This window comes from Chitinophaga sp. 22308 (genome assembly GCF_052045305.1).
GTDB lineage: Bacteria > Bacteroidota > Bacteroidia > Chitinophagales > Chitinophagaceae > Chitinophaga > Chitinophaga varians_A.
On the sequence record NZ_JBQEOP010000011.1, the window covers coordinates 1 to 16,603 of the forward strand.

Consider the following 16,603-nt stretch of genomic DNA (forward strand, 5'->3'; position numbering starts at 1 on the left):
AGTCGGCGACTGTGTTAACGAGGTATTGAAGCGTTACTGGTTTGGTCGCCCAGCTGTTGCCCGGAGCGTAAGTTTTCAGTACCCGGTTCAACGGGGAGGCTTCAAATTCTGTTTTGCTGTAAAATATCCGTTCTCCGGTATACTTACCGGAGTTCCGGTAAAACTGGTCCTGGTCACCAAACGCCGTCGTTTTGAATTTACCATCAGCGGTAGCTACCGTGTAAGGCAGATACTTAAACTGTTCCCGTCCGAAAGCATCGTATATCACCGGAGTTATCATGTCTCCACCCTTGCCGCCCATGTCTTTGGCCACCGTCTGCAAAGGCCGCCCAAGGCCGTCAAAGTACTGCGTCGCCTGTTTTACATCGGCTGTCGGATTTGTCTGGGACATTACTGTCGCGGGGTCAGTCAGTGGTTTGGAAGGCTCCCAGGTCCGGATATAGTTGATCGTGGGATTCGTATAGACGCCAGGGATGCTTTCCGGCGTCGCGGCGGGCAGTCCGCCGCCGCCAGGCTGCTGGCCTGAAACTATCTGGCTACCGGATAATATGGCTGTAAACAATAAAAACGCAGAAATTTGGATGATGCTACGTTGAGTTCTTTGTCTCATAGGTATTATTCTTGGGCAACAATTGAAAACGGAATATTTGATAATAAAAATATAAAATATTATCTAAATAGGGTATCTAAAAATATAAAACTCCTCCTTCACTCTCAATTAAATAGTGTTCTCGTTTTAGCAGGCACAATATGCCGGGCATTGCCAACAAGAGGAAGACAACAAAGCAGGATTAAACACATGTAAACACCGGATATTTCATCCTATTATTTTTTAGTATACTACAAATGCTCCATACAGAATAAATATCTCCCCGGAGTATTCTACGTGCCATGCGTTTTCCATATTTTACAGTTCAAAGCACGTTAAATCATCTACTTACCTCTCCTAATACCAACCTTCCCTTTTCCAATTGTCAAGACTCGATTTTCTTGAATAAAAGAGATCGTAATGGCTTGAGAAAGATATTCAAACCTTAATAAGTGCTTATTGTCAACCAGTAATTCATATACTGGTCTATTACATATTAAAGGTTCAAAATCTTTATATTGTTTATAAGTAACAACCACAGGAATGATGTAAAATTTCTCAAAACCGTAACACCCAGTTGTATCAGAGCAAAAAACTTCAAGTGCTTCTTTTTTAATCGCTTGCCTTTTTTCAAAAAAATCAACTCTTAATCCATCTTTCAGCACAGGCTTCACAATTAAACTATCCAACTCATCAAAGTTACGGCCTGCAGGAAAAAAGAAGTCATGAAAACCCAAAAGCCTGATTTCATTCTGCCTTCCATCATAATCATACATATAATTACTTGCAGATAGAAATAAAAAACCACGCTTTTCCCTCACCACCAAGGTATCTACCTGCGCCGAGCTGGTTATAAAAGCCAGCAAACTGAATAATATAAAAATTATTTTCACCGTCGCTATTTTTGGGCTTCTTAACTACATTACAGTTTTAATGCCCTATCAGAACAATACTTACGAAGTGCATGATAGGAAATATTAGTTGAGTCTTTCGACTCCCTATTGACCGCCACCTGGCCGGACGCCGTCAAACAAGCAAATAAGCATACCGTAACAGAATATATTTTTCTCATCACGTTTCTATTTTTAGAAAAACTACTGCTTGCATTGGAAGATTATAAAAGGAAGATATAAAAATAATCTGATGATATCCGCTTTAAAAACGAAAGGCCTTAGCGATCAATCATCGCCAAGGCCTTCCTGCTTATCTGCCATCTCAACTATTTATACCCCGGATTTTGCTGCAAATTCGGGTTCGCATCAAGCTGCGCCTGTGGAATAGGAAACAGCTTCCTGAACTCCGCATCTGCCGGGTGGAACTGCCATTCGCCGCTCCATTTGCCGAAACGGATAAGGTCCTGCCGGCGGCAACCTTCCCAGATAAACTCCCGGCCTCTCTCCGCCAGCAAATCGTCGAGCGTCAGGGTCAGCAGCGGCTTGGCCACCGCGAAGTTGCGGGCACGCACTTCGTTCACCAGGGCGAGTGCCGGACCAGCCTGACCGGTACGTAACAGGCATTCTGCTTTCAGCATGAGCGCGTCAGCATAACGGAAAATCACAAGGTCATTGTCCTGATCGGCATAGGGTGTGTTCTTCTCAATTTCATATTTGACGATACGTACGCCTTCTGTCTGGGTGGCGTTGGCCAGGTCATTGATCTCCGGGGTGAAAGCCAGCGGAGCCCCCTGTTCTGTCTTCAGGGGCGTGCCATCCTGCGCATATTGTTGCCCTACGAGGAACATGGTCTTACGCCTGTCATCATTGTCATAGGATTCATAATGTGCTTTGAGCGTACACCAGCCGTTCCATGGCGAGCTAGGCAGACCGTAAGTATAGCGGTTGTTGTAATGCAGCGTGAGATAGTGCAGCATCATGCCTTTGGCGTTGATGGCGTCATAAGGGACAACGAAGATATTCTCCTTCGACGACTCGTTACGCGTGGAGAAATTGGCGAAATAGTCCGCCTCCAGCTGATAGCCTTGTTTGGTAACGGAATCGCACATACGAATACAGTCATTCCAGCGCGGCGTTCCGGTATATACTTCAGCGTTAGCATACAAACGTGCCAGCAGCATGAAGCCCATGCCTTTGGTCACTTTACCGTAGTTTTTGGTGTTCAGTTCTGCGGGTAACGACTGGATATTGTCCAGTATCTCTTTTTCAATGAATGTAAAGGCCTGCGCCCTGGGTGTGTTTTTAGGCGGCTCTGCCTGGCTGAAGGAAGTCACGATGGGAATATTGCCGAATGCATCCATGGCCAGATAATAGTGAAAGGCACGCAGCACTTTCATCTGCGCCTTGATCTGGTCTTTGGTGGGCAACTGGATAGTGGACTGGTCGAGCTTTTGCAGGATGGCGTTGACCGGGTTTACGCCATTCTGATAGATGCTGTTCCACATATCGTTGATATACTGATGCGTTACCGGAAACTGGTGACTGATCAGCACGCGCCACAGGCCACCTTCGTTCCAGTCGGCGCCGCGGGAAGGCACCGTGGTCTCGTCGGTTGTGACTTCATTCATTTTCCAATAGGCGTCACGGTAACTGCGCATATTGGCGTAAGCACCGTTGGCGAAGGCGTTGAGCTCATCTTCTGTTTTGAGGAAGTTGTCATCTGTGCCACGGTCGTAGAAAGTCTCGTCCAGCTTGGTACAACTGAAAACGGCACAGGCCATGCCTGCCAGCAAGGTATATTTGAAGATTGTTGTTTTCATGATCATCTTGTTTATTTAAAATTCACCGTAAAGCCCACTGCGAGGGAGCGTGTTTTCGGATATACGTTCCTGTTATCAATGCCAGGCGCGAGGCCGTCAATAGGCAGTTCAGGGTCCAGACCGGAATAGGCCGTCAGGATAAAGAGGTTCTGTCCGGAGATGTAAACCCTCGGATTGGCGAACCACTTACTGTTGGCCGCAGGGATGTTATAGCCCAGGGTGAAGTTGTCCAAACGCAGGAACGCACCGTTTTCGATGAAGCGGTCAGACACATACGTACCGCGGATATTGCTGTTGGCGTACTTGGCGATGATGTTCCTTCCGGGCATGCGGCTGAAACGGTCGCTGAGCACCAGTTCTGTAGCATTGAAGATCTGGTAGCCGAACAGGCTTCGTAACAGGAAATTGAGGTCGAAATTTTTATAGCGGAATGTGTTGGCAAGGCCGGCCTGGTATTTAGGCAGACCGTTACCTGCTACGCGGCTGTCGCTGCGGAAGTCGAAGGAGCCGTTGCCGTCCAGGTCTTTGAACTGCTGGTTACCGTTGGCATCTACGCCGTTGAACTGCGGAATGTAAAACGTACCGATGGAATAACCCGGCACCACCTTCACGATCTGTACGGCGGTTAGGCCGCGGGCGCCCACGGTACCGGCGTAAATAGCGTCGCTTTTGAACTGGTCGTTTGCGATAGACAGTATCTCGTTATAGTTACGGGAGATATTGAAAGACACGTCCCAGCTGAAATCTTTCCGCTGGACCACGCCTGCGCTGAGCGACAGTTCTACACCTTTGTTGCTGATCTGGCCCACGTTGGCGAGGATGGTGGGGAACAGGTACGGCGGTGAAGGCACGTTATAGTTAAACAACAGGTCTTTTGTGCGTTTGTCGTAGTATTCGATGGTACCGGTCAGACGGCCTTTGAATATGCTGAAGTCGATGCCGGCATTGAACTGCGCGGTAGATTCCCAGCGGAGATTGGGGTTTTCATTTTGTCCGATGACATAGGACGTCACCCAGCGGCCGTTATCCAGCACTTTACCTCCCGGGCTGTACGTCAGCGGGGATTTATAGTTTTCGATTTCCTGGTTGCCAGTAACGCCATAGCCTACACGTAGTTTAAGATCTTCCAGCCAGGTGGCGCCGGAGAGGAAGGGTTCCTGTGTCATGCGCCAGGCGAAAGAGGCCGACGGGAAGGTGCCCCATTTTTTGTCTTTACCGAAACGGGTGGAGCCGTCACGACGTACTGTACCGGTAAGCAGGTATTTGTCATGGTAGCTGTAGAAAGCGCGGCCAATGAAAGACACCAGAGCATTCTCTCCTGCCCCGGAGCCAACAGTAGGCAGATCGGCCTGTCCGGCGCCGAGGTTGTTATAGCCGAAAATATCGGATACGAACTGCGTATTGCCAGCATTCATGGAGTTGCTAAAGAAATTCTGATAGGAATAACCGGCGGTCACTTTCAGGTTGTGCTGCTTCCATTGTTTGCCATAAGTAAAATAGGTTTCCAGCGTTTTGTTGTCCCAGGTTTTGGATTCGCGGGTGGCGGTGCCGTTGCTGCCGGAGCCTTCAATCACCGGAGACTTTTTGGAATAGTACATGCCTCTGTCGGCGGAAGCTCTTTCCAGTCCCAATAACAGATCGTAGGTCAGGTTTTTGGTGATATCATAGGTGATCTTGGCAGATCCGATAAATTTATTGAATGCGCGCTGATGTTTGATCTGGTTGGCCAGTGCTACCGGATTGTAGTTATCGTTGATATCGAGTTTTTCGAAATAGGTGCCATCGGGTTTGTAAATGGGAGCGGTAGGGTTATAGGCGATGGACTGTTCCCAGAGGCGGTTATCTCCCTGATCGTCGGGGTTCAGGCCCTGGTAGCGGTTCTTCTCTCCTACATAGTTCATGGACAGGCCTATACGCAACCGGTTATCGAAGATGCCCTGGTCGAGTGTGATACGGCCGATGATACGTTCCAGTCCGGAGTTAATGATCGCACCTTCGTTGTTGAGGTAGTTCACCGAAGCGCTGTAACGGGTATTGTCTTTACCGCCGCCCATGGAGAGGTTGTGGTTGTGGCTCACGCCTGTACGGGAAATAGCTTTTTGCCAGTTAGTGCTGGAACCGAGATCAAAACCATTAGGGTCGATATTATTGTCCTTCAGGTATTGACGGTATTGGGAAGCATTGAGCACATCGTAGGTATTGGCGATCTGGTCGAAGCCCACATAACCGCTGTAAGACACCTGGGGAGCGCCTTCTTTACCACGGCGGGTGGTGACAATAATAACGCCGTTCGCCCCACGGGAACCGTATATCGCTGCCGCAGAAGCATCTTTCAGCACATCGATGGACACGATATCGTCCGGTGGCACCACGTTGATGTCGATGCCGGGAATACCGTCCACTACAAACAGCGGCTGGCTGCTGGCCGACAGGGAGGAAGCGCCTCTCAGCCGGATGCTGATTTTTCCGTTGGGATTACCACCGGGCTTGCTGATCACCAGACCGGCTACTTTGCCCTGTAGTACCTGTACCGGGTTGCTGATGATGCCTTTGTTAAAATCTTTGGGGGTGACGCTCACCACAGAGCCGGTGAGGTCTTTCTTCTGCGTGGTACCGTAACCTACCACTACCACTTCGGAGAGTGCGCTGGAAGATTTTTTCAGCTGTACCTGCATGCTGCCTTTCACGGGCAGCTCCAGCTGGTCGTACCCTACGTAGCGGAATAGCAGTGTACCGCCGGCGGGCGCGTTGAGCTGAAAATTGCCGTTTTCATCCGTCACCGTACCGATGGCAGTACCTTTCACCTGTACCGTTACGCCGGGCAGCGGGCTGCCGTCATCCACGCCGGTCACTTTTCCTTTTACCTGGATGTTGTCCCATCCGGAGTTTTCGGGGATGATGACCACCAGTTTATTTTCCAGTTCTTTATAGGTAAATCCGCTACCGGCCAGCAGTTTGTCCAGCAGCGCCGGCAGAGGCTCATCGTCCGCATGCAGACTGATTTTCCGGTGCAGGTCCACTTTACGGTCGCTGTACAGGAAACGGACGTCTGTCTGCCCGGAGATACGGTCCAGCACCTTTTTGATTTCCGTATCCTTCACCGACAGCGACACCCGGCGCTGGGAGTAGCCGGTGGCGGTCACCTGCAGGCAGGACAATAAAACAATAACAAAAGACAGCTTCATAATGACTAGAGGCTTTAGTACCGCCGTTCTTCGCCGGCGGCAACGCGATTGGTTGACATTTTGCATTACATTTGTGATGATGGGTGAGAAAATAACAATGCCCTGTCCGCCCGGCCAAAGGGGATATGCATTGTTTCTTTACCTGGAATTACAGGAAATGTTAGTAGCATTTCCTGTTTTTTTTCTGTGATGTTCTACTGTTTGTTTTTACTGATTCATAACGGTTTTTGCAGCTTATTTTTTAGTTGACGTGCCAAATATGGTAATTGTATTGCCCTGTACTTCATAGCGGAAATCTTCAATCAACTGCATGGCATCCAATGCCTGGGTGACGGTTTCGCCGGCAAAGGCGCCGCTGAAGATATAGTGCTTTGGTTTTTCATCTCGGAAGGTGATATGTACGCCGTACCAGCGTTGCAGCAGCCGTGCCAGCTCTTCGAAGTCGATCTCGTCAAATTGCAGCCGGTTGTTGACCCAGGCCGTTTCTGTCAGGCTGGTGTCGGCCAGTGGCGCAGCGACGGCGGTTTGTGCGGGCGGGCCTGCGTGTATGGTTTTCAGGTTTATTTTTTTCACCGGCGCCGCGATCGACGCGGTAGCGTCCAGCGATACTTTTTCGTAGGGCCGCAACCGTATCCTGCTGTCGGGGGTTTTGTCGGCATATACTTCCACGGCGCCTTCCAGCAGGGTTGTTTCACAGGATGACTGCCCGTGATAGGCTTTTACGTTAAAAGCCGTTCCCAGCGCGTGTATGTTGACCCCGGAAGCGTGTACCACGAAGGGCCTGGCCGGGTCGGGCGCCACTTCAAAATAGGCCTCTCCTTCCAGCCACAGTTCGCGGCGGGAGCCGGTCAGCACACAGCGTAGCTGGCTACCGCCATTAAGGTGTACGGTACTGGCATCTGCCAGGCGGAATGTTTTCCGTTCCCCGTCGGCCGTCCGCACTATCTGCTGATGACTGCCGCCTGCAGGCCGGAATAAAAGGAACATGCCCAGCAGGGTCACAGCTGCGGCTCCCCATAATATCCATGACTTCAGCCCCCGGGAGTCTTTTGTTGTAATTTTTCCTGGGGATGAGTGGGCCGGCTCTGCCACGGCCATGATGTGCCGGAAAATGTCTGCGGGCGGTGTGGCCGCTACGGGGACCGCCTCCCAGTACCGTTCCAGTAAGGCAATGGTGGCCTGTTGTTCGGGACATGACCGCAACAGGGATTCCAGCTCAGCCGCTCCATCCGCATCGATGGTACCGGCCAGCCGGGCAGTGATCAGTTCGTTCAGGCGTTGTTCATCTGTCATCATTCTTCCGGAAAGAAGTGCTCTCCGGATATACAGACACGAAAAAAAACACGATTACGTACAAACGATGAAAAAAATTTTGAAAAGCACTAATGGATGGGGAGGGAATGGTATAATTTGCTTAAATGTCCAGTCGGTTGTATAACGTCGCTACGGTTGCGTGATTATCTGCCGTGCCGGATGCTCAATGTCTGGCCCGGGAGGCACGCTCTTACCGCACCGGATGCTGCATAGCTTGCAGCACTTCACGCAGCCGGGCCACCGCCCTTACCAGTTGGGTTTCCACCGTGCGTGGCGACACGTCCAGGATAGCGGCCACCTCCTTGTATTTGAAGCCTTCCTCCCGCACCATGCGGAAAACAGTGCGGCATTGCGGCGATAGCCGGTCCACTGCCGCGTCCAGTTGCTGCTGCAGCTCTTTCCACTCCAGCGAAGGCTGAATAGCCGTTTCCGCCGGCTCAGTGATACTGTCCAGCCCCAGCCACCGGTGCCGCTGATGGTCACGTATATAATTATAGCTGCGGTGACGGACCGCCGTATATAAATAGGTCTTCAGTCGTATACCCCCCACCGTTTGCCGGCGGTTCTTCCATAGCTGCACAAACACATCCGATACAATCTCTTCCGCTGCTTCACGGGTACCCTCCAGATCGGCCGCGAAACAGACCAGCCGGTTGTAGAAGTAATCAAACAACGTACGAAACGCCGACTGATCATCCGCCCCACAAACAGACTGCCACAGGGTGTTTACTTCAGCGTCTCCCATACAATAGTTTTTAATAATGCGTGCACCCGGGTAAACTACTCAAATTTTTATTGTAAAGCGATTTTTTTCTCGAAGAATACAAGAGAGCGAAGAACGCGAAGATGTTCATCCATTACCGGCTTTTACCGGCGATTTCCCGAAAAAAAGGACCATCCGGGATAGGTTCATTTCCTTACGTCCCTGCTCTTCGCTAAAATCCTGATGCACTTTACATGACTGCGTTGCCGTTTTCTGCGAAAAAGCCTAACTTCCTGTTATGAAAAAAACCCTGCTGCTATTGTTACTATGCATAGGCAGTATCCGGGAGCTCACTGCACAAACGACGGAAAAATGCTGTGACAACGCCACCTGCAGAGCTAAAGCGGTATCCTATGCACAAACCATATCTGCGCTCACGAAAACCCTGGGAAAATATCAGCCACAGGACAGCGCCAACGAACAGCTGCTCACCCGGCTGCAACAACAACATCCACAAATCTACCAGGATTTCATCCGGGTCAGCCGGCAAACCGCCACTTTCATCAACGACACGCTGAACGGCACCTGCTTTGCTGATGCATTGCCCGACGATGAAGCCAACAATGTATTTCAGTGGCTCGTGTATATGAACCGCCAACATATTGCCCATCCGGAGTTTCCTTCTTCTGAGTTTTGCGGCGGACTGGAAAAACGCTTCGAGCTCAGTCAGGGCGCTGCCAATATTTTCAGCAGCCAGGTAGCCTACCTCGGCACGGTGAGGGGTTACCTCAGCTATACTTTCGCCGGCGCCGGACAGTGTGGCGGCCGTTTTCGGGTAATGGCCGGTCCTGCCCTGTTCCTTCGCGGCAATACCTTCTATACCACGCTTAGCACGCGGCTGGCCGTTCGCGTCACTGACATCTCAGTGAAAAAGATACCCGTCGGCGTTGGTAACCTCAACGCCTATACGGAATATAATACAAGCTTCGTACATTTTAACCAGGTGGCACTGGGAGCGGAATTGCAGCTGGGCCCATTTGGCCTCAACCTGTCGGTCAACAATGAACTGAAATCCGCACGTATGGGCTTTGCCGTAGGCATCGTCCTATTCCATCAGCCTTTCAAAAAAAGATCATGAACGTACTCATTACCAGCGGCGGCGGCGCCAAAGGCGCTTTCAGCGTAGGAGCGCTCCGTCAGCTGATGACCACCACCGGTATCCGCTCCTTTGATCTCATCAGCGGCACCAGCACCGGCGCCCTCATCGCAGCCATGGTAGCCGCCGGTAAAATACCGGAGGTGACAGACATATACCTGAGCAACAGCAATGCGGACATCCTCAACAAACAAAACGCTATCGATAACATCATCAACAACAAGCCTTATCTGTACGACACCACTCCGCTGGAAAACCAGATCCGGCAACAGATGACCGATGACGCCTGGAACACCATACGGCAATCCCCTTCGGTATTATGCCTCAATGCCGTCTGTCTGCAAACCGGCCGCCTGAGCATCTTCTCTTCACATCCTATCCAGGCCAGTATTCACTACGATAACCTCGTGATCAATTCCTCCGAAATGCTGATCAAATCGCTGCAGAGCAGCAGCAACCAGGCCGTTTTCATGCCGCCTGTCACCATTGGTGACCGCCAGTATGTAGACGGTGGCAACCGGGAGGTGGTCCCTACCCGCGCTGTCGTCACCAATCTTTCACCCGGAGAAGAGCACCGGATCTATATCCTCAGTAACAACCCGGACACACAGCAGCCAGGTAGCGACAACTATACCGGCCTTCTCGATGTGCTGATGCGCGCCGTTACCATCTTCATACAGGAAGTACGGGAAAACGACCTCGAAGTACTGCGCAACTTCCAGCACAATGCCACTGCCCCCGTCAAGGTATTTTATATCAGCCCCGAAGCAGAACTTGACCCCGACTTTCCCACCGGTCTGCGGTTTGACCGGCTGCTGATGCAGGCCTGGATGAAGCAGGGACAATTACGCGCTAAGGCAATACTGGAACAGTATCCCGGCGGCAATTGGTAGTAGAAGACACATCAGCACAATACCGATGCAGTACCCCGGCGGCAATTGGTAGTAGAAGACGCATCAGCACACTGCTGAAGCAGTCACCCAGGTAACAATTGGCAGCAGAAGACGCATCAGCACAATACTGAAGCAGTAACCCAGGTAGCAATTGACAGCAAAGGAAATGCATCACGCAACGCGTGCGAAATCGGACACTTTTGTTCCGAAACCGGACGCATCGCAACTCCCCGCCTCTTGCCTGGCCAGTGTTTCAAACATGGCACCTTCTTGGTGGAGCAGCTACCAGGCAGATTAAAATTCCCGATTATGCTGAAAAACTACTACGCCGCCACCGTCCGGGGAATGGTCAAAAACAGGCTGTTCACCTTTGTCAATATCAGCGGCCTGTCGATAGGGCTCGCGCTGGGCATCATCTTCCTTCTTTTTGTAAAGGGAGAATTACAATATGACCGCTTCCATCCCAATCTTTCCTCGATCTACGGCATCATGCTCAATGATCCCCGGGAGAATGTCATCTATACCGGCTACACGACCACGCCCGCCCTCGCCTCGGCCATCCGGGAGGGCCTGCCCGATGCGGACCATGTGACACGTGTTACCCATGGCGGCGACCAGTTGCTGAACATCGGAGATAAAAGCACCTATGAAAACGGGTACTATGCCGATGCGGATTTCTTCCGTATTTTCCGGTTCCCCGTTATTGCCGGCGATCCGGTAGCGGCGCTCTCCGACCCCGGCTCTATCGTAATTACCTCCGGCACAGCAAGAAAGTTCTTCGGCAGCGATGACGCCGTCGGTAAAATATTCCGGCACAACCAGGCCCGCAACCTGAAAGTAGGCGCCGTTATTCAGGACATCCCGGACAACAGTACCCTGCGGTTCGATGTGATGCTGCCTTACCAGCTCATAGAACAGCAAAACCCGGGCATCTCCGATCGATGGGACTATAATGCCATGCAGACTTTTGTCACCCTCAAACCACATGTTGACCCGAACATTTTCAATGATAAACTGAAAAAACTGATTGGCACCCGTTATGGCAACAGTACCCCTTTTGCCTATCCTTTTGCCGACTTTCACCTTTATAACAGGTTCAGGGACGGTAAACCCGCCGGTGGCAAAATACAGGTCATTCAGTTCGTCATTATTGTGGGCATCTTTGTCCTTTTGCTCGCCTGTATCAACTTCATGAACCTGGCCACCGCACGCTCCGCACAACGCGCCAGGGAAGTGGGCGTACGCAAAACCCTGGGCGCCACCCGGCGCCAGATCGTATGGCAGTTCCTCTCCGAATCCATGGCCATGGCCTTGCTGGCGCTGGTTACCGGAGTATTGCTGGCTAAACTGAGCCTTCACGCGATGAACACGCTGCTTCATACCCATCTGACCATGGACCTGGCAGACTGGAAGCTGTGGTTATTTATGATTGGCCTTGCCATGATCACCGGCCTTATTGCCGGCAGCTACCCCGCCTTCTTCCTCAGCGCCTTCCGGCCCGTTAAAGTATTAAAGGGCCTGATGCCGGGTAACCGCAACGGCAGCCTTTTCCGCAAAGGCCTGGTCACCTTTCAGTTTATGATCTCTATTTTCCTGATCATTACCACCATCGTCATTTTCCGGCAACAACGGTATGTACAGGAGCTGCCGATCGGTTATGAGGCGGAAAACCTGATCGACATTCCCACCCGCGGCAATATGGCCGGCAAATATGACGCTATCCGGGAGGCCTTCCTGCAAATTCCCGGCGTACAAAGCGTTTCCGCCGGCAACGACGACCTGGTACGCTTCAACGGCGCCACCAATGACCTGGTATGGCCAGGCAAAACAGCCGACCAGAATTTTATGGTCAATATCAGCCAGGTACAATACGACTGGATCAAAACAGCAGGATTATCTCTCCTGGAAGGACGGGATTTCAACCGCGATTTTGGGGATACCATGGGTTGCATCCTGAATGAAACTGCAGTAAAAAAGATGGGACTGAAACCTCCTGTAGTGGGCACGCTCATTGGTCAGAACATGGTGATTGGCGTGGTCAGGAACTTCTCTTTCAATGATCCGTTCGACGTTACTCAGCCATTAGCCGTCTTCCTGAATACCGGCACCCTCAATCATATTTTTGTGCGCCTCGTCAACGACGGCCAATGGCAGCAACAGGTGCAACAACTCGAAGCCGCCTTCAAAAAAACAGCGCCTGGCTACCCTTTCGAGTTCCACTTCACCCAGGATGCGCAGGAACGCAAATTTGAAGGTATCCGTTCCACCTGGCAGATGATCAGCGTGGTGGGCACGCTCGCTATTATTATTTCCTGCCTTGGGCTGCTGGGGTTATCGACCTTCATGGCAGAAAAACGTACCCGCGAAATTGGCATCCGCAAAGTATTTGGCGCCAGCGTTGCCCGCCTGTGGTTCATGCTGTCGGCCGACCTGATGAAACCGATACTGCTGGCCTTTCTACTGGCTGCTCCGCTGGCAGCATGGGCCATGCAGGTTCTACTGCAACACATGGACCGTCATATCACCCTCTCCTGGTGGATGTTTATGCTCGCCGGTTTGCTGGCTGTGGTCATCGCATTGCTGACAATCAGCTTCCAGGGCATCAGGGCGGCGATGACCAATCCGGTTAACAGTCTGAGGTCAGAATAATAAACAGGGCTTATCCCCCAACCTTATCATCTGAAAAACAATCCTACGCTCCCAGCAGGTACAACAGCTGGTCAGCCTCTCCATTTCTCCCGGGAAGGATATGCAAATGCACTTCCAGTCCGGGATTGACAGGATGTTCCGTCTGCCGCAACGGCTTCAGGAGATAAAGGGTATCACCTAAACGGATATACGTTTCATGTGCCGCTTTGCCACGTTGCAACGGGAACAGTACCTCCGTGATCTTACCGATCACAATCACCTTTTCACGGTTATGGTACTGGCTTACCAGCCGTTTATCCGTTTCCGTTAACACCGCCGGCGCTTTCACCGCCAGCGCCTCCGGATAGATCACCTGTAACAACACACCGGTAACACTGATATGTAACTGTACCCGTTCACCTGCCATGCCGGCTGCCCGCTCTATCACGCCCGGATACCAGGAAGACAACTGCCTGCCCAATACAGAAACACCCGGCAATGGCACCGCTACCCGGTACACCTCGCCATTGTCCGCTACATAATCCACTCCCCCCCGGCCATTGGCCTGTAATGCCTTCAACTCCATCTCCACAATCCCTTTGCGGCCATTGTTAATGCTATGCCGGCTACGCCGCCGCATCAGCCACACTCCCCGCCACATAAAATAACAAAGCGAGAACATCAGCAGAAATATCAGCCCTACGCCAATCCTAAAACCGGTCGCATCAGAAGGTATAAACAATAACAACCCAAACACCAGCGTCACAAATGTAAAAAACAGCAGCAGCCTCAAACGACGTCCCTTCACCCGCCCCAGGCTTTGCAACAATTGAATATCAGTATCAGTCAGTTGAACTTCTTGTCTCGTCATATCGCGAAGTTACTAAAAGGAAACTGTCAGAACGATGACAACCCCCACCTCCAGAAGACACCACCCCCGGATTCAGTATCTTTGCAAAAAAGAAAATTATGACCGCTGTCTATATTATTCGCGCGACTTTAGAAAATATCACAGCATTACAGCAACTTTCTGTCGCCACTTTCCGGGAAACCTACGAAGCCTATAATACACAGGAAGATATGCAACACCACCTGTCCACACACTTTAACGCCACACAACTGTCAACAGAAATCAACTCCCCGCACATCAGCTACTACATTGCCTTCCGGCAAGATACGCCCATCGGCTATATCAGGCTCAACACCGGACCGGCACAAACCGACCTGAAAGATCAGAACACACTGGAAATAGAACGCATCTATGTACTGCAACAGTTTCAGGGGCTCAAAGCAGGGCAACTGCTACTCGACAAAGCCATCGCAGTGGCCCGTGAGAAAAATGCAGATTTCATCTGGCTGGGCGTATGGACAAAAAATGAAAAAGCACAGGGATTCTATCACAAACAGGGGTTTGTTCCCTTCGGGCAACATATCTTCCGGCTCGGCGCCGATGAACAAATGGATATTTTGATGAAACGGGACATTTAAATAGTCCCGGGGCTGAAGCCCCGGGCTAATCCGGCAGCACCGGCAACACTACCGACGAAGGATGCGCTGCATCATGATACACCCGGATATCAGCCTTCTTAAAATCTTTTTCCTGTGCTTCGTAGATGTTGATGAACTGCTGCGGATTCCTGTCAGCCAGCGGAAACCAGCTGCTCTGTATCTGTACCATAATACGATGGCCCTTTAAAAAAGTATGCGCTACGTCCGGTAACTCGAAACGCACCTTCTCCACCTTACCGGGCGTAAACGCCTCCGGAAGCGCGAAGCTGTTACGGAAACGGCCGCGGAAAATATCACCACGCACCAGCATCTGATACCCGCCCATCGGATGCGGGCCGCCGGCATCACGGGTCATATTGGGCTGCGAGGCGCCAGGGTAACTGAAATTATCCGGGAACACATCAATGACCTTCACCACAAAATCGGCATCGGTACCGGTAATGCTTACACGGAGATCTGCGGTAACAGCTCCCCCCAGCGTCACCGGCTCAGTAAGTGGTCCGGTTTCAAAAGTCAACACGTCAGAGCGACGGGAGGCAAACCGCTGATCATCGGTCATATAGTCACGGGTGCGTATATAATGTATGTCACCGGTATAAGGCACCGGATGCGCCGGATCACTGATGTATTCACTGTAAGGCCGCGCAGCACCGGCAGGACGAGCCCAACCCAATTCTCCGCCAGCCTGTAAGTACAATGGCTTGTACGCCACCTCCGGCGAAGGCCAGGTGGTAAACTGCCGCCAGTGGTTTTCTCCGGTAAAAAAGACAGTAGCTTCAGGCAGATCTGCCAGCGAACCTTTGTCTTTCAGATAATGATTAAAGAATGGTACCTCTATATGCTCCTGGTACCAGGCGGCGGTATTATCCCCGAATTGTACATTGCCCAGCCGGGAGCCGTCTGTGGAAGCCCATTGACCATGATACCACGGGCCCATCACCAGTTTATTGAAATGGGCGGACTGCTTTTTCTTTTCAATAGCCTTGTACAGGTTCCACGCACCGTAACAGTCCTCTGCGTCAAAAAGTCCGCCTACCACCAGGATGGCAGGCTCTATCCGTTCCACGTACTGCCGCGGGTCGCGGGCCTTCCACCAGTCGTCGTAATTGGGATGGGATATGATCTCTTTCCAGAACACCAGGCTGTCGCCCGTCAGCTTCGTAAAATCAGGAATGGCGCCTATCTGCAGGAAGGTCTGGTAGTTATCGGCGCAAGGCAGCTGCAATTGCTGCACCGGCGCAACGGACACCGGCTGCGGATGAGGATACCCGAAACCTTTGGTATAAAAATTAAAACAGTCCATCAGGAAAAAAGCCCCGTTGTGGTGGAAGTCATCACCATGGAACCAGTCCGTCACCGGCGCCTGCGGACTAACGGCCTTCAATGCCGGATGCCCGCTTAAAGCGCCCATGGTACTATAAAAGCCGGGATAGGAAATTCCGAAGATACCGACCCTGCCATTGTTATGCGGCACATGATGCAACAACCATTCAATGGTGTCATAGGTATCGCTGGCCTCATCAATATCAGTTCCTTTCTTATCAGGATTAAACGGCCGGATATTGGTAAACTGCCCCTCGCTCATCCAACGGCCACGCACATCCTGAATAACGATGATATAACCCTCACGGACATACGTGTTCCAGTAGGAATTCCACAGCCTGGGCGACATATCTTTGCCATAAGGAGCACAGGAATAAGGTGTCCGGGTCATTAGCACCGGGTGCTGCTCGCTGCTGTCAACTGGTTGATAGATAGTGGTGAACAGCTGCACGCCATCACGCATACGGATATACTGTTCTTTTTTGATATAGTGGGAACGTACCCATACAGAGTCTGCGGCAGACCGTGCGGCGGCTGTCAGCGACAGCAGCACGCACAATACGCCTGAATAAACTTGCTTCATGGCTTCT

Annotated in this window: 12 protein-coding genes; 4 read left to right on the plus strand and 8 right to left on the minus strand. The window is 51.4% G+C overall.

What is annotated here, in order from left to right; genetic code table 11:
• The 6 genes from ACTJJS_RS31740 to ACTJJS_RS31765 form a co-directional block, all read right to left on the minus strand.
• Nucleotides 1-610: DUF6443 domain-containing protein (locus ACTJJS_RS31740; RefSeq protein ID WP_440667881.1), on the minus strand; the 610-nt coding region annotated here is incomplete at its 3' end.
• Between the two features lie 323 nt (nt 611-933).
• Complete coding sequence (locus tag ACTJJS_RS31745; RefSeq protein WP_440667883.1) at nt 934-1,482, minus strand: hypothetical protein; 549 nt, start codon at nt 1,480-1,482, stop codon at nt 934-936.
• Between the two features lie 326 nt (nt 1,483-1,808).
• Nucleotides 1,809-3,302, minus strand: a complete 1,494-nt coding sequence (locus tag ACTJJS_RS31750; RefSeq protein ID WP_440667884.1) for a RagB/SusD family nutrient uptake outer membrane protein — start codon at nt 3,300-3,302, stop codon at nt 1,809-1,811.
• An 11-nt stretch (nt 3,303-3,313) separates the two neighbouring features.
• Nucleotides 3,314-6,487, minus strand: a complete 3,174-nt coding sequence (locus tag ACTJJS_RS31755) for a TonB-dependent receptor (RefSeq protein WP_440667886.1) — start codon at nt 6,485-6,487, stop codon at nt 3,314-3,316.
• 234 nt (nt 6,488-6,721) lie between these two features.
• The gene (locus ACTJJS_RS31760; protein ID WP_440667888.1) at nt 6,722-7,783 is read right to left on the minus strand and encodes a FecR family protein; all 1,062 of its coding nucleotides are present in this window, start codon (nt 7,781-7,783) and stop codon (nt 6,722-6,724) included.
• Between the two features lie 208 nt (nt 7,784-7,991).
• The gene (locus ACTJJS_RS31765) at nt 7,992-8,546 is read right to left on the minus strand and encodes an RNA polymerase sigma-70 factor (protein WP_440667890.1); all 555 of its coding nucleotides are present in this window, start codon (nt 8,544-8,546) and stop codon (nt 7,992-7,994) included.
• Nucleotides 8,547-8,802: 256 nt separating this feature from the next.
• Between ACTJJS_RS31765 and ACTJJS_RS31770 the strand changes: the two genes are divergently transcribed.
• The 3 genes from ACTJJS_RS31770 to ACTJJS_RS31780 all read left to right on the plus strand — a co-directional run bounded on the left by ACTJJS_RS31770 (nt 8,803) and on the right by ACTJJS_RS31780 (nt 13,202).
• On the plus strand, nt 8,803-9,642 hold the full coding sequence (locus ACTJJS_RS31770; protein ID WP_440667891.1) for a hypothetical protein: 840 nt from the start codon (nt 8,803-8,805) through the stop codon (nt 9,640-9,642).
• Entirely contained in the window at nt 9,639-10,553 is a 915-nt protein-coding gene (locus ACTJJS_RS31775; protein WP_440667893.1) for a patatin-like phospholipase family protein, read from the plus strand. Before ACTJJS_RS31770 ends, ACTJJS_RS31775 begins: the two co-directional genes overlap by 4 nt.
• Before the next feature lie 309 nt (nt 10,554-10,862).
• Complete coding sequence (locus ACTJJS_RS31780; protein ID WP_440667895.1) at nt 10,863-13,202, plus strand: ABC transporter permease; 2,340 nt, start codon at nt 10,863-10,865, stop codon at nt 13,200-13,202.
• Between the two features lie 43 nt (nt 13,203-13,245).
• Here the strand turns inward: ACTJJS_RS31780 and ACTJJS_RS31785 are convergent, their stop codons facing one another.
• Nucleotides 13,246-14,052 (minus strand): hypothetical protein, encoded by an 807-nt coding sequence (locus ACTJJS_RS31785; protein WP_440667896.1) that lies wholly within the window; start codon nt 14,050-14,052, stop codon nt 13,246-13,248.
• A gap of 98 nt (nt 14,053-14,150) precedes the next feature.
• Here ACTJJS_RS31785 and ACTJJS_RS31790 point away from each other — a divergent pair, with 98 nt between their 5' ends.
• Nucleotides 14,151-14,669: a GNAT family N-acetyltransferase gene (locus ACTJJS_RS31790; protein ID WP_440667898.1), complete on the plus strand. Its 519-nt coding sequence runs from the start codon at nt 14,151-14,153 to the stop codon at nt 14,667-14,669.
• Nucleotides 14,670-14,694: 25 nt separating this feature from the next.
• On the opposite strand, the gene ACTJJS_RS31795 is transcribed toward ACTJJS_RS31790, so the two are convergent.
• Entirely contained in the window at nt 14,695-16,596 is a 1,902-nt protein-coding gene (locus ACTJJS_RS31795; RefSeq protein WP_440667900.1) for a CocE/NonD family hydrolase, read from the minus strand.
• Between the last annotated feature and the right edge of the window lie 7 nt (nt 16,597-16,603).